At 60.2% G+C, this 13,469-nt stretch carries 12 protein-coding genes and 1 pseudogene; 3 read left to right on the forward strand and 10 right to left on the reverse strand.

What is annotated here, in order from left to right; translation table 11 throughout:
- Window position 1: 1 nt before the first annotated feature.
- The 9 genes from GA0061100_RS22080 to GA0061100_RS22120 form a co-directional block, all read right to left on the reverse strand.
- Window positions 2-1,021 (reverse strand): ABC transporter permease, encoded by a 1,020-nt coding sequence (locus tag GA0061100_RS22080; RefSeq protein ID WP_075854898.1) that lies wholly within the window; start codon window positions 1,019-1,021, stop codon window positions 2-4.
- The gene (locus GA0061100_RS22085; RefSeq protein WP_075854899.1) at window positions 1,011-2,561 is read right to left on the reverse strand and encodes a sugar ABC transporter ATP-binding protein; all 1,551 of its coding nucleotides are present in this window, start codon (window positions 2,559-2,561) and stop codon (window positions 1,011-1,013) included. The genes GA0061100_RS22080 and GA0061100_RS22085 overlap by 11 nt, the downstream gene beginning before the upstream one ends.
- 63 nt (window positions 2,562-2,624) lie before the next feature.
- Window positions 2,625-3,638, reverse strand: coding sequence for a sugar ABC transporter substrate-binding protein (locus tag GA0061100_RS22090; protein ID WP_075854900.1), 1,014 nt, complete (start codon window positions 3,636-3,638; stop codon window positions 2,625-2,627).
- Window positions 3,639-3,832: 194 nt separating this feature from the next.
- Window positions 3,833-4,525 carry an amino acid ABC transporter permease gene (locus GA0061100_RS22095; RefSeq protein ID WP_075854901.1) on the reverse strand — a complete coding sequence of 231 codons (693 nt, stop codon included), beginning with the start codon at window positions 4,523-4,525 and terminating at the stop codon, window positions 3,833-3,835.
- 16 nt (window positions 4,526-4,541) lie between these two features.
- On the reverse strand, window positions 4,542-5,249 hold the full coding sequence (locus tag GA0061100_RS22100; RefSeq protein ID WP_075854902.1) for an amino acid ABC transporter permease: 708 nt from the start codon (window positions 5,247-5,249) through the stop codon (window positions 4,542-4,544).
- A gap of 56 nt (window positions 5,250-5,305) precedes the next feature.
- Window positions 5,306-6,124, reverse strand: coding sequence for an amino acid ABC transporter substrate-binding protein (locus GA0061100_RS22105; protein WP_075854903.1), 819 nt, complete (start codon window positions 6,122-6,124; stop codon window positions 5,306-5,308).
- A 14-nt stretch (window positions 6,125-6,138) separates the two neighbouring features.
- The gene (locus GA0061100_RS22110; protein ID WP_075854904.1) at window positions 6,139-6,879 is read right to left on the reverse strand and encodes an amino acid ABC transporter ATP-binding protein; all 741 of its coding nucleotides are present in this window, start codon (window positions 6,877-6,879) and stop codon (window positions 6,139-6,141) included.
- Between the two features lie 8 nt (window positions 6,880-6,887).
- On the reverse strand, window positions 6,888-8,363 hold the full coding sequence (locus GA0061100_RS22115; RefSeq protein ID WP_075854905.1) for an NAD(P)-binding domain-containing protein: 1,476 nt from the start codon (window positions 8,361-8,363) through the stop codon (window positions 6,888-6,890).
- Window positions 8,360-9,358, reverse strand: a complete 999-nt coding sequence (locus GA0061100_RS22120; RefSeq protein WP_075854906.1) for a LysR family transcriptional regulator — start codon at window positions 9,356-9,358, stop codon at window positions 8,360-8,362. Before GA0061100_RS22120 ends, GA0061100_RS22115 begins: the two co-directional genes overlap by 4 nt.
- Window positions 9,359-9,518: 160 nt before the next feature.
- Between GA0061100_RS22120 and GA0061100_RS22125 the strand changes: the two genes are divergently transcribed.
- Window positions 9,519-10,001 (forward strand): CMD domain-containing protein, encoded by a 483-nt coding sequence (locus GA0061100_RS22125; protein ID WP_075854907.1) that lies wholly within the window; start codon window positions 9,519-9,521, stop codon window positions 9,999-10,001.
- Entirely contained in the window at window positions 9,998-10,573 is a 576-nt protein-coding gene (locus tag GA0061100_RS22130; protein ID WP_075854908.1) for a peroxidase-related enzyme, read from the forward strand. The genes GA0061100_RS22125 and GA0061100_RS22130 overlap by 4 nt, the downstream gene beginning before the upstream one ends.
- Before the next feature lie 200 nt (window positions 10,574-10,773).
- Here GA0061100_RS22130 and GA0061100_RS22135 read toward each other — a convergent pair whose 3' ends face one another.
- Window positions 10,774-11,499, reverse strand: coding sequence for a GntR family transcriptional regulator (locus GA0061100_RS22135; protein WP_075854909.1), 726 nt, complete (start codon window positions 11,497-11,499; stop codon window positions 10,774-10,776).
- Window positions 11,500-11,646: 147 nt separating this feature from the next.
- Here GA0061100_RS22135 and GA0061100_RS22140 point away from each other — a divergent pair.
- Window positions 11,647-13,239: pseudogene (locus tag GA0061100_RS22140) on the forward strand (bifunctional sugar phosphate isomerase/epimerase/4-hydroxyphenylpyruvate dioxygenase family protein); the annotation flags it as partial.
- Window positions 13,240-13,469 lie beyond the last annotated feature (230 nt).

Genomic DNA, 13,469 nt, shown 5'->3' on the forward strand with positions numbered 1-13,469 from the left:
ATCATGCCTCCTGCCGGCGCAGTAGCGTGGTCGCAGAGACCACGATGAGAATGAGCAGGCCCTGAACGCCGCTGACCAGCGTGCTTGAAATGTTGAGCAGCTGGAAACCATTGGTGAGGAAGCCAACCAGCAGGGCTGAGAGCAGCGTTCCGGTGACGGTCGGAACCAGCCGGCGCGAAAAGACCGAGCCCAGCAAAGCGGTGACGACAACGGGCAGCAACATCTCGCCGGAGCCCGTCGTGCTGCCGCTCAGGTAGGAAACCGAAAGTATGCCGGCGATACCGCCACAAAGGCCGCTGGCGACGAATGCACCGGCAAGCAGGCGGCGAAGCGGCAGGCCGGCAGCACGCGCAGCATCCGGAAATTCGCCGACGGCATAGAGGCGCAGGCCAAGCGGCGTATATTGGACGATCGCCGTTGCGATTATGGTGAAGCCGATAAGCACATAGGCAAGGACTGGCATGCCGAACGGATCGGAGGCCGAAAGTGCCGAAAGAAAGGGCGTGGAAGCTGGGAGGACGGTGTTCCCTGTCAGCACCAGTTCCAGGCCGGCAACGATGTTCATGACGGCAAGCGTGGCGAGCAGCGGCACGATGCCGGCGTAGACGACCGCGATGGCATTGACCGCGCCGATCAGGGTCCCGGTCAGGATCGATGCGGCGATCGCCGTGACGTCGCCATAACCGAGTTGCGTCAGGCTGGCATAGACGGCAGCGCTAAGCCCCATATTGGCGGCGAGCGACAGGTCGATGCCGCCGGTGACGACATTGGAGCCGCCAGCGATCAAAACGATTGTCAGTCCGATCGCGAGCACGCCCGAGATGGCGGATTGGCCGAGCACATTGCCGATGTTGCCGACGCTGAGGAAATAAGGTGCGGTCAGCGAAAAGACGATCAGGATGGCCGCAAAGGCGATGAGCGATCCGAAGCGCAGTGCCGCGGCCGCGATATTGCCGGTCGGTCGGTCAGGCCGCTCTGCGCCCGAAAATCCCGAAGGCGCAAACTCTACTTCAGCCGACATGGCGCTGCCCTTCCGACGATCCGGTCGCCTCGGCGAGCACGGCATCCGCCGTGGTATCCGACGATATGAATTCCCGCACCACACGGCCGCGGAAGAGCACAAGAACGCGATCGGTAATGCCTAGGAGTTCGGGCAGGTCGGAAGACAGCACGATGACACCGGCGCCCCGCGCCGCGAGTTCACCGATCAGCGTATAGATCTCGACCTTTGAGCCGATATCGACGCCGACCGTCGGCTCGTCGAGGAGGTAGACCTCGGAATGACGACTGAGCCATTTGGCAATCGCCACCTTTTGCTGATTGCCGCCCGAGAGCGTACGCAGCAAGGCATCGCGCCCGCTGGTCTTCACCTGCAGCCGAGCAATCAGAGCATCGATTTCGCGCCGTTCGCCTTTGCGGTCGAGAAAGCCGAGGCGGGTGAAGCGATCGAGGCTGGAAAGGCTTATATTTTCCGCAACGCTGAGGTCGAGCGCGACGCCGTGGCGACGCCGGTCTTCGGGCACCAATGCAATCTTCTGACCTGCCGCCCGACTGGGGTTGGCGAAACGGGCAGCCTTGCCGCTGATTTCGATGCGACCGGACGCCGGCCTATCCAGACCAAAGAGAGCACGAACCAGTTCCTTCGCGCCGGAGCCGAGCAGGCCGGTAAGACCCAGCACCTCGCCGCGGCGAAGCGTGAAGCTGACATCCTCATATTTTCCCGGTGTCGAAAGCTGTTCGACCTTGAGGATTTCGTCACCGGGAGCGACCTCCGGCTTCGGAAACATTTCCTTGATGTCACGTTCGACCATCAACCGCGCAATCGCGGCGGCAGAAGTCTCCCCGATCGGCACCGAAGCGACGTCCAGCCCGTTGCGCAACACGGTGACGTGGTCGCAGAGTGCTTCGATTTCGTTCAAGTAATGCGAGATGTAAATGATCGTCACGCCTTCGTCGCGCAAGCGACGGATCAGTCGGAAGAGGATATCGGCCTCGCGGCGCACCAATGCGGCCGTCGGTTCGTCGAAGACAAGCACCTTGGGCTGGTTGAGAAGCGCACGGGTAATCTGGACGATCTGCTTTTCGGCCGTCGACAATTCGCCGATCAGGGCGGTGTTCGGCAATCGGACACCGAAGTAGTCGTTGAGGATATCGGACGCGCGGCGCTGCATCAGCCGGCGGTCGAGGAATGGCGTGCCGGGTATGCGTGGTTCCCGGCCAAGAAACAGGGCTTCGCCGACGGTAAAGGTCGGCACCAGCAGCCGGTCCTGGTGAATGAAATGGATACCGAGATCTTCAACGAGATGCGGTGTCAATCTGTCGAAAGTCTGCCCTTCGATCTCGATCCGCCCGTCATCCGGCTGATGGAGACCGGCAAGCAGCTTGATCAGCGTCGATTTGCCGGCACCGTTCTGACCGACGAGACCATGGATGGTACCACGTCTGACGCTCAGCGACGCACCCGCCAGCGCCTGCGCTCCGCCGAAGCGCTTGACGATACCTTCGAAGCGGATGATGTCGTCTTTTGCCGTTACCGGCTGTTTGAAGGAAATGGCCGTCATGTCGGTCTCCAGCAGACATATTCCGGGTGATCCTGCCATGGCTGGATCACCCGAAGCGGATTATCAGCCGATGCCAAGTTTCTTGGTGACCTCGCCGACATTGGTCTTGTTGGCAAGAAGTGCTGGAACGTAGGTCTCGCGCGGCAGTGTCTGGCCGGCAAGGAGCTTGGCAACGTTGCGGATGGCGGTGCGGCCGATTTCTGCCGGCTGTTGAGCGACATCGGCGCCGGCCGGCGATTTCGGATCGGCGATGAGCTGCAGCACTTCAGGGCTGCCATCGACGCCGTAGGTGCGGATTTCGGTGCGACCAGCAGCGGCAAGAGCCTGCGTCGCACCAAGCTGCGGAATATCCCACGCCGACCAGATCGCCTTGATCGATCCCTTTTCCGGGTATTTGTTCAAAATTGCAGTGATCTGGGTGAAAGCGTCCTGCACGGTATTCGGGATGACGTCACGCAATTCCGGCTGGAGGATCTTCACCTTCGGGAAATATTTGACGACATTGACCAGCTGGTCGTAGCGGATCGCGCAAGGCGTCACGCCATAGAAGCCGTTGAAGACGACGATATTGCCTTCACCGCCGATGTCGGAGACGAGCTGCAGCGCCAGGTCCTTGCCGATGCCCCAGTTGTCGGAGGTGGTGTTGTTGATCGAATTGGTCGAGCCGACGTCGACGGTCAGAACCGGAATGCCGGCATCGCGCGCCTTCTTCAGCCAGGGGTCGATGACGCTCAGCGTGCCGAGGATCTGAACGATCGCATCCGGCTTCTGGGCAATCAGCGTTTGCAATTGCGAGACCAGTTTGCCGTCATTGCGCCCTGCATCGACGGCGATCGGCTCGCCGCCGAGGCGCTTCACCTCTTCGATCTGGGCATTATAGGCCTGCAGATCGAAGAAGTGGTCGGTTCCGGTCGCGCTGATGGCGATACGCTTGCCTTTCAGGGAAAGTTCTTCATCGGCCGCGAAGACGGGCTTCTGCCCGATCAGCGAGGCGCCGGCGACGGCAACCCCGGCTGCTGCGGACAGTTTCAGCAGATCCCGTCTTCCCAGACCGCTTTCGGACTTTTCAATGCTCATTGCCACTCTCTCCAAATTGACTTTTGTCTATAAATTAAGTGGACTAATGAGAATGAGGAGAAATGAATTTCCAAAAAGATGATCTCGAGGGAAAAGAGTGGACAGGGCAGCAGCTCATCCCTGGCTGCGATTTTCAAAAGCAACCAGCCAATGGAGGTCGTCTTGGCTTCGGGGTCGGAAGCGTTGGGTCGAGCTTAAGTCCGCACCCTGAGTGCCCGCTCCGTCCTGTCTGCGATCTGGGTTACGGCATAGGCGATCACCATGTAGATCACGACCGCGACCAGGAAGGCCTCGAGATAGTAGAAGTTCAGCGCGGCAGTCAGCTGCGATTGCGCGAAGATGTCGACCACCTCGATGGCGAACCCCAGAGACAGCGCCTTCATGATAACCATGAAGGAATTGGCAAGATCCGGTATCGCTGCGACGATGACCTGCGGAAGCATGACCCGACGAAAGAGCTGGCTCTTCTTGTAGCCGAGTGAATAGGCCGCATCGGCCTGGCCAGTGTCGAAGGAGTTCAGCGCGCCTTTGACGACTTCCGCCTGGAAAGCGGCGACGCAGGCGGTCAGGGCGACGATGAGCGTGACCCAGTTCGGTGTCGAATGGCCATTGTAGTCCACGCCCAACAGCGACGCCAGGAATTGCAGGGTCGAAGGAAGGCCATAATAGGCGAGGAAGATCACCACGACCATCGGCACGCCCTTGAAGGCGACCTTGTAAGCGACGACAAGCTGGCGGAGGACAGGGATCCGCCGATATTCGACCATGGCGAACAGGCTGCCTATGATCGTCGAGAGGACGAAGATCGCAAACGCCATCGCAAGCGTGAGGGGTACTGCGCCGAGGATGTCCCAAAGATCGGGAAGAAGAACGTCGATATCGAACATGCAGCAACTTCCTCGATCAGACGCTTGCCATCAGCATGGTTCCGCCGCGTTTCGCGCCGGGAGAGAACCTTGCAGAACGAAGCTCGAAGAAACGAACGATGGACCAGGCGACCAGGCAAAGCAGCGAATAGAGCACCGCCAGTACGAGGTAGGTTTCGAACTGGTACTGATTATAGTCGCGCTCCATGACGAGGTGTGCCGTCGCCATGACATCAGCCGCCCCGATATACATGACGAGTGCAACATTATGGATCAGGTAGATGATCGAGTTCCCGTAGCCGGGAAGTGCGATGTGAACCGCCTGCGGGCCTAGAACGCGCGTGAGCTTCTGGCGGAATGTGTAACCAAGACTGTCCGCAGCATCGTGCTGGCCATGTTCGACGGCGAGATAGGCCGGCCGCATGACTTCGGACAGATAACCTCCGTGATAGAGGCTTAAGCCCAGCATCGCGGCGATCGTCGGAGACACGAAGTCTGCAACGCCGAACACACCCACGAGCACCGGAAGCCCATAAAAGGCGACGAACAACTGAAGGACGACGGGAACGCTCCGGGCATAGGAGACGTAGAGATCCGCCAGCTGGCTGACCACCGGGATCCTGCGAACCCGGAATGTCGTTGCAATCAAGGCCAGCACGAAGCCGGCGATCATGGCCGTGAACGTGATCGCAAGCGTCAGCGGCAGGGCCGAGAGCAGCTCTGGGATCATTACGGAAAGGTCCACTTCGGAACACTCCTTCTTTCAGTCGTTAGCCTGATCGCCGGGATCGGAGGGCGGCGTTACTTCATGTACGTGGTGATGTCCTCGCCGAACCACTTCTGCGAGAGTTTGGCGAGCGTGCCGTCGGCCTTGAGCTCCTTCAGAGCCTTGTCGATGCCTTCGGCAAGAGCCTTGTTCTCCTCAGAGCGATGGATCAGGACGAAGGTCTGATTGATTGCGACCGGCTCGCTCGTCTTGATTTCGAGCTTCTGCTGGTCGATCACGGTCTGCTCGCCAAGGTTGGACGGCAGCACGAGCGCATCGTACTTGCCGTTCTGCACTTCCTTCAGGCGGTCGGGATAGGGAACGCCGGCGCTCGAGGCAGTGATTTCGATCTTGTAGGTCGGGTTCTGCTCCTGCCATGCCGTGGCGAACTTGTAGATGCCACCGCCGGCGGTGACGGGTACGATCTTCTTGCCGACGAGGTCCTTCATCTCGTTGATGCCGCTGTCCTTGCGGCTGTAGATCTTGATCAGGCTCGCGCCGATCGGTGCGTCAGGAATGAGGAACTGCTTTTCGCGGGCAGGCGCGCGGTAGTAGCCGCCCGTCGCGATGTCGTACTTGCCGGTAGCAAGGCCCGTTTCCTGCGCGATGTCGGCCGCACCTTCCATGACGAACTTGTATTGGGGCAGCTTGGCGTTGATCGCCTTCAGCACGTCGGGTTCGTAGCCCTGCGGCTCGACGCCGATCGCACCCCAGGAGAGCGGCTTCGATTCCGCCGCGGTGGCGATCTTGATCGTGCGAACGTCCTCGGCGAACGAGGCAGTTGCGAAGGCGATTGCGACGCCTGCTACGGCGAGACCGAGGCCACGGCGCGAGATTGAACTCATGGAAGTCATTTCAGGCATCCTTTCTACTGGATCGCGCGTTCGGAATTGAGAAACTGAGCGAGGCGCGGGTTGGAGGGTGTGTCAAAGATTTCGGCAGGGCTTCCGTCGGCTGCGACGACGCCACGATCCATGAAGACGATGCGGTTGGAGATATTCTTCGCAAACTGCATCTCATGGGTGACGAGAAGAGAGGTGATGCCCGAGGACGTCACGTCCTTGATGACCTTCAGGACCTCGTTCACCAGTTCGGGATCGAGCGACGATGTCGGCTCGTCGAACAGCATCACGTCCGGCTTGACCGCCAAGGCGCGGGCGATACCGGTCCGCTGGAGCTGACCGCCGGAGAGCTGGGAGGGATAATTGTCGAGCTTGTCGGCAAGGCCTACCCGCTGGAGTTCCTGCAGGGCGATCGCGCGGGCTTCTTCCTTCGACTTGCGCTGAACGACCACCAGCGGATCCATTACATTCTGGATGACCGTCATGTTCTTGAAGACGTTGAACTGCTGGAAGACCATCGCCGTGCGAAGACGGATCGCCTGTACGGCGGCCTTGTCCGGGCGTCCGTAATCCATGCGGATGTCGTCGAACGCGATCGAGCCTGAGGACGGCTTGGCCAGATGGTTGATGCACTTCAAAAGCGTAGTCTTGCCGGTGCCGCTCGGGCCGATGACCGACACCACGTCGCCGCGTTTCACCGATAGGTCGACGCCGTTCAGAATCTGCGTGCTTCCGTAGGACAGCTTTAGGTTCTTGATCTCAAGCATTTCGGGTCTCAGGTCCTTTCGGAAGATAGTTCGGAAGGCTCTTTGGTATCGTCATCCGCCCACTCGTCACCGAGGAGTTCCGGCGTGTCGAAAGCCTGAAGGTTTTCGAAATGCGTCTCGCGGTCGGCGACGAAAAGGGAGCGAACAATGCCCCGCGCCAGGCGGTCGGCGCCTTCGCTGATTGCGGGGATGTCGCCGGTAAGCTTGCCGTGACTGAGTGTCGCCGGAAAATTGAAGCAGTGGATCTTTGCCAGCGTCGGGCACGAACCCGGCTCCTTTTCGAGGAGCTCGAACGCTTCTCCGAGATCGGGAGATCCCTCGAGTTCGGCGTTGGGCATTCCCGCCGGTACCGGGAAGCGATCGCGCCAAAGGCGTATATGTGGATCGAAGGCGGCAAGTTCCGGCCGATTGCTCAAGTCGATCTTGAAACCCGTTCCGAAGATCAGAAAGTCGACCAGGTGCCGACCCTTGGGTGTCGTAATGACGACATGATCGCCTTCCTGCTCCAGTCCGCTGATCGGGCTCTCAAGATGGAGATGGGCTTGCGGGAAGGAGCTGACGCGCAGGACACTCGGCCGCGGCGGCGGTGTCCGCTGGCCCATGGCATAGTTGAGGAAACGCCACTTCCACTCGTCGGGGAGGCCGGCAAATCCGTGCACGACGCCCTGGCTACCGATGCCGGTGAACTTGTTGATCCGCGGCAGTTCTCTACGGCGCACGAACATGTCGAGGCGCGCCGCACCGGCTTCAAGAGCGGTTGCTGCATTGTCCATCGCCGATGCGCCCGCTCCAACGACGCCTATCCGCTTGCCTCGCAGCCCTGCGAAATCGATGTCGTCAGCGGTATGCGCCCAGAATTTCCGGTCTATGGCAGCTGCGATTGCGGGCACGAATGGCCCGCCAAGGCCATCACGGCCGGTCGCGAGCACCACATGGCGAGCGACCATCGTTTCCACCGGGGCGTCCTGACTGCAGACGACATCAAGCATTCCGTCCTCGCGCGGCAGGATCGCATCGACGGTCACACCGTTGCGGACGGGAAGCTCGAGCACTTTCCGGTACCAGACCAGATACTCCATCCAGATTTCGCGCGGGGCACGGTCGAGCCCGATCCATGCCTCACGCCCATAGCGAGCTTCGTAATAGGCCCGGAAGGTGAGCGCCGGAAGCCCCATCGCCGGACCGGTGAGTTGCTTCGGAGAACGAAGAGTACGCATCCTGGCAAAAGTGACCCACGGCCCTTCCTGACCAGCAGGCGCCTTGTCGAGGACGAGATGGTTGGCGACCCCGAGACGCTTCAGCATACCGGACGCAACAAGGCCGGCCATGCCTGCACCAATGATGACGACATCGACGACAGGCTGACCGTCGATCACGCGCGGAGGCACCCAGGATTTGGCCGGCAGCTCCAGCCAGGCGAGATCCTGCCGCAGCCGCACCTCAAGCGCGTCGAGACCGTCCGGCAAGTTGGAAAGGTCGCTCATATCGGCGCTCCCTCGGGTCGCGGAGCCTGCCCGTAAACGGTGTCGGCCAGTGCTTCAGCACCACTCGAATCGAACAGGCGGCAGCCTGGCATCGCCAAGGCCACCGCGCGCGCCGCCTCGATTACGGCGGTGATCGTCGACGTAAGCGGCAACGCGGCTGGCGATATCGCGCCGAACAGGAAGGGAATGGTGTGATCGAGGACGCGCATCGCGACGCCGTCAAGCGGCACGCCGACCACGGTCGCCGGCTCGACGATACCAACCCCAAGTCCTGCGCGAACCAGCGAAAGCGCTGTCAGGGAGGCATTGACATCGATGATCCGGTCCGGCGAGACCCCCGCCCGTTCCAGCGCCTCATCGACCCGGTGCCGCAAGCGATATGGATTGGCCAGGGTGATAATGCGGCGGTCGGCAAGATCGGCAAGGCGCACCACATCACGCTCGGCAAGCGGATCGTTGGCGCCGATGGCGACGACACATGGCGCCTCGGCAATCCAGTGTATTTCGAGGCCGGGATGTTCGAGCGGCAGGCTTGCAATCCCGAAGTCCGCCGAACGGGCGAGCACTGCCTGAACGACGTTTTCGGCCGCAAGCGCCTGCACATGCAGATGACGTGGGATCAGATCCGGGGCAACAGCCGCAAGTGCCTGCGGCAGAACGCCCGCGGCAAGAGACGGCGTGGCCGCGATCGTCAGCGTCGGGGGCTCGTCACGACCAATCGCCTCAGCACGCTCGCGGATATGTGTGAGGCTGGCGAGATGGCGCTCGACCTCGGCATGAAACAGCACGCCGCGCGAGGTCGGCGTGATCCGCGGACCGCTTCGATGCAGGAGCGCATAGCCGATGTCGGCCTCCAGATCCTGGATAAGCCTGGTGACTGCCGGCTGAGATCGGCCCAGCAAGCGCGCCGCCCCGGTTACGCTGCCCGCGGAAATTACGGCTGCGAAGGCTTCGAGTTGCCGAATATCGAAAGAGCTAGAATGCATAAATGACATGAAACACTCCTCTTAATGCGAGTAAAGCATAGGAATTCTCATTTGACGATCGGAATTGGATAATTATTTCGCATCGATATCGCTCAATCATAATCATTTGACATAATGAAGTGCCACGCCTACCTAGATGCTACCCCACAGACGCACCGAGGAGCCTGTTTTGACACTCATCGAAACCCTAGTCTCCGTGAAGCCTGGCTCAGCGCTGGCCGAAGCCATGGATAAGCGCGCGGAGATCCTGCGCCTGAGCGAGGCAGCCCATGATGCCGTGCTGCTGCCGCGTGATCCGGGCGGTCTCTCCCATGGACTTCGGGCAGCGCTTGCCGCCCGCATGGCCCGACACAATCAGAACGAGGTGCTCGCGCGCCACTATGATGCTCTCGTGGAACAGGCGGGCGAACCCGCGATCGCCTCGCTCTCTGCGCCGGGCACGACTGCGGACGACGTGCGCGTCGCCGAGATCGTTCGTCACGCCGACCGGCTGACCGTCGCACCGAGGGAGGCGACACGAGCGCACATAGAAACATTGCGCAGGGCGGGCGTGAGCGATGCCGACATCGTCCGGCTCTCCGAGCTGGCAGCCTTTGTGAACTATCAGGTGCGCGTCATCGCGGGATTGACACTGATCGGAGCAAGACAATGAGCGAAGTCGTCCACGCCTTCACCACCAAAATTCCCCGTTGGCAGCCCTATATCGTTCCGGTCGACCTGGAGACTGCGACCGAGGAGCAGCGCGCAGCCATGCAGGTGACGCCGTCCAACAAGGGCATTTCACCCTATGTTCTGACACTTGCGCACGATCCAGAATCGCTTGCCGTCCGCTCCCCCCTGTTCAACCTGATCATGTACGGAAAAGACGGGCTTGCTTCGAGCGAACGCGAACTGGGCGCGACGGCCGCATCCGTCGTCAACCACTGCGTCTACTGCGCCGCGGTTCACGCCTCCCGGTTCATCAGCCAGACCAAAAGAACCGACGTGATCGAGGCAATCTTCGCGGACGGCCTCCATGCGGAACTAGACGAGCACCTGCAGGCAATCTTCGACTTTTCCGCACGTCTCTCGCCAACGCCGCCCGAAGCCACTGAAGCCGATGCGCAGGCATTGGCCGATGTCGGTTTCTCTGAATTGGAATCCCTCGACCTCGTCCTGTCGTCAGCCATCTTCGGCTGGGCGAACCGCCTGATGCATACGCTCGGCGAGCCAGTGACCGATTAGGTTGGCTGGACCAAAATATGGGCTATCAAACCCAGGGCGGTGTCAGTGGCCCTGGTGATCCGTTTGCCATCACTTTCTGCCCACGCGGCTGCGGAAGTTGCTGGCAAGACCTCCCATCGTCTCTTGCAGCCCGCCTGGCAAGCCAGCCCGTCACATCGTCGGCTGCCAGTTTCGTTAGAAGTAGATCGGAGTTTTCGGCGCTATCCCGCCAAAGCCAAACGACGCCTCAGCCGCGCCGTACGGCTGCTGCCGTTATTGGCGGGTAGCCGCTGAAAGGCATCGAGATAATTATCCTTGGTGCGGAGAATATGGGCTATAAGCACCGTGATGAGCTCGTCGCGCCGTCCCTCCGAGAAAAGAACAATCATGTGACGATGATCGCCATAGGACCGATCCGGTTCACCTTCGGCCTTCATCGCAAGATGTGTGCGTAACGATGCGACGCGGCCGAGAATAAGGTCGTACGCAGTCCTCAGATAGCGATTGCCGCAATGCTGGAAGAAGGCCAGATGAAAAGCGGTATCGGCACGGCCATAAGCCTGCATGTCCCCAGTTGCGACCGCGGCGTCCATCGCCGAAAGCTGGTGTTTCAATTCCAAAACCGTCTCGGGGATGGAGCTCGCCGGCGTGAGAGCTACGGCCTGCTGTTCCAGACCGATGCGATAGTCACAGAGCTCGGCAATGTCCTCGAGAGTCGGTGTGAAGACATAGGTGCCGGATTTGGGAACGATGCTGACCAAACCCTCCATCTGCAGCAGGTTGAGCGCCTCGCGTACGGGCGTGCGGCTCACCTCGAAAGCCGAAGCAAGCGTGTCCTCGGAAAGATTTTCGCCGAACTCGAACTCCGCGTCGACGATCGCCGCGCGTATCTTGTCGGCAATCGTCGGAACGAGGCTCTTGCGAGGTTTCACCGTTGGCTTGGACATACCCGCTCACGCACTCCTTGAAACGAATCCGGCAGCGTCCGGACGGACACTGCCGGAAGTTTGGTCTAGTCGCGCTTTGCTTTCAAGCTCATGCAGAGAAAGAAGGCGAGGATTGGAAAGACCGCAAGCGTCAGTAGAGAAAGCGACTCGCCAGTGTCGTTGGGCGGGATCGATCGGGCAGCCGACGACTTTCGCGAACTTGGCGAACGCGTAGCAAAGCGCGGCTTGCGCGTCGGCTACGAGGCACTGGCCTGGGGCCGCCATATCAATAACCACCGCGATGCCTGGGAGGTCGTGCGACGCGCCGACCATCCCAGCATCGGTCTGATCCTCGATAGCTTTCATACGCTGTCGCGCAAGATCGACATCAACTCGATCCGCTCCATTCCGAAGGAGAAGATCTTCATCGTCCAGCTTGCCGACGCGCCGTTGATCGACATGGACTTGCTCTATTGGTCGCGCCACTTCCGCAACATGCCGGGCGAAGGCGACCTCCCCGTGACGGCGTTCACCTCGGCGGTCGCAGAGACCGGCTACGATGGTTATTTTTCGTTGGAGATCTTCAACGACCAGTTCCGTGGCGGCTCCGCCCGCTCGATCGCTACGGACGGTCATCGCTCGCTAATTTATCTAGGGGACCAGGTACGTCGCTCTTCGAATGTCGAGGGCCTATCGGTTCCGGTCATGCCGGATAGGGCAAAAGTCAAGAATGTCGGCTTCGTGGAATTTTCCGCCGACGAGAAGGATGCTGCCGATCTCGGCAAGATCCTTAAAACTCTAGGTTTCCGCAAGACCGCCCGGCACAAGACAAAAAAAGTCAGCATTTTCAGCCAAGACAACATCAGGCTTATCGTCAATACCGAGGACAAGGGCTTCGCCAACGCCTCGTTCGCAGTACACGGCACGACGGCCTATGCAATGGCGCTTACGGTGGATAATGCCGAGGCTGCACTCGCCCGCGCGGTCGCGCTTGGCGCCGAACCGTTCGAGCAACCGGTCGTGGACGGCGAAGTGAAAATACCGGCAATCCATGGCGTTGGTGGTGGCCTGATCTATCTGATAGACGATGAAAGCGATCTCGGCCGCTTCTCCGAGATCGACTTTGTACCCATTGACGAGGATGCCGGGGACCGCCCGGCCGCACCCGTGCACCTCAAGCGTATCGACCATGTCGCCCAGACAGTGGCATATGACGAGATGCTGACCTGGCTCCTGTTCTACACATCGATTTTCGAGATGCAGAAGACACCGATGGTCGACATCATCGATCCGGCCGGTATCGTCCGCAGCCAAGTGGTGGAAAGCGCTGACGGTGCGCTGCGGATTACGCTCAACGGCGCGGAAAATCGCCGCACGCTGGCCGGTCACTTCGTCGCGGAAAAGTTCGGGTCGGGCGTGCAGCATCTCGCCTTCCGGACCGACGACATTTTTGCCACGGCCGAGGGCCTGTACAGGAATGGCTTCAAACCGCTTTCCATCTCGCCGAACTATTACGGCGATGTCGAGGCCCGCTTCGGGCTCGACCCGGAACTCACCGAGCGGCTGAAAGCCAACAATATCCTCTATGACCGTGACGATCAGGGCGATTATTTCCAACTCTACAGCGACACCTTTGGTGAAGGCTTCTTCTTCGAGATTGTCCAGCGACGCGGCTATGCCGGCTATGGCGCCCCTAACGCCATATTCCGCATTGCGGCACTCAAGAAGACTCTGAGGCCTGAAGGCGTTCCGAAAGAGTAAATTTCGGCACGCCTTGAGGTTCTCGGATCGACGAAACGTCTCCGCGAACATCGGGTGTTTGTCACGAAAACGCCGTCAGCCCGTTTAAGCCGCCGTTGTCTCAATTGATGACCTCAAGGCCGTTGCAAACCATTTTGCGACCTGCCGTTCGATCAACCATTTCTTCGCTTCCGACCAGCGGCCATAGAACATGGCCTGTCATGAGCCTCCCTTGTTGAGAGCCTTGAATG

The sequence above is a fragment of the Martinezella hainanensis genome, assembly GCF_900094555.1.
Classification (GTDB): Bacteria; Pseudomonadota; Alphaproteobacteria; order Rhizobiales; family Rhizobiaceae; genus Rhizobium; species Rhizobium hainanense.

Coding starts and splice junctions, on each gene's coding strand:
- GA0061100_RS22080 (WP_075854898.1), bottom strand. CDS start 1,021: ATGTCGGCTGAAGTAGAGTTTGCGCCTTCGGGATTTTCGGGCGCAGAG.
- GA0061100_RS22085 (WP_075854899.1), bottom strand. CDS start 2,561: ATGACGGCCATTTCCTTCAAACAGCCGGTAACGGCAAAAGACGACATC.
- GA0061100_RS22090 (WP_075854900.1), bottom strand. CDS start 3,638: ATGAGCATTGAAAAGTCCGAAAGCGGTCTGGGAAGACGGGATCTGCTG.
- GA0061100_RS22095 (WP_075854901.1), bottom strand. CDS start 4,525: ATGTTCGATATCGACGTTCTTCTTCCCGATCTTTGGGACATCCTCGGC.
- GA0061100_RS22105 (WP_075854903.1), bottom strand. CDS start 6,124: ATGACTTCCATGAGTTCAATCTCGCGCCGTGGCCTCGGTCTCGCCGTA.
- GA0061100_RS22110 (WP_075854904.1), bottom strand. CDS start 6,879: ATGCTTGAGATCAAGAACCTAAAGCTGTCCTACGGAAGCACGCAGATT.
- GA0061100_RS22115 (WP_075854905.1), bottom strand. CDS start 8,363: ATGAGCGACCTTTCCAACTTGCCGGACGGTCTCGACGCGCTTGAGGTG.
- GA0061100_RS22120 (WP_075854906.1), bottom strand. CDS start 9,358: ATGTCATTTATGCATTCTAGCTCTTTCGATATTCGGCAACTCGAAGCC.
- GA0061100_RS22130 (WP_075854908.1), top strand. CDS start 9,998: ATGAGCGAAGTCGTCCACGCCTTCACCACCAAAATTCCCCGTTGGCAG.
- GA0061100_RS22135 (WP_075854909.1), bottom strand. CDS start 11,499: ATGTCCAAGCCAACGGTGAAACCTCGCAAGAGCCTCGTTCCGACGATT.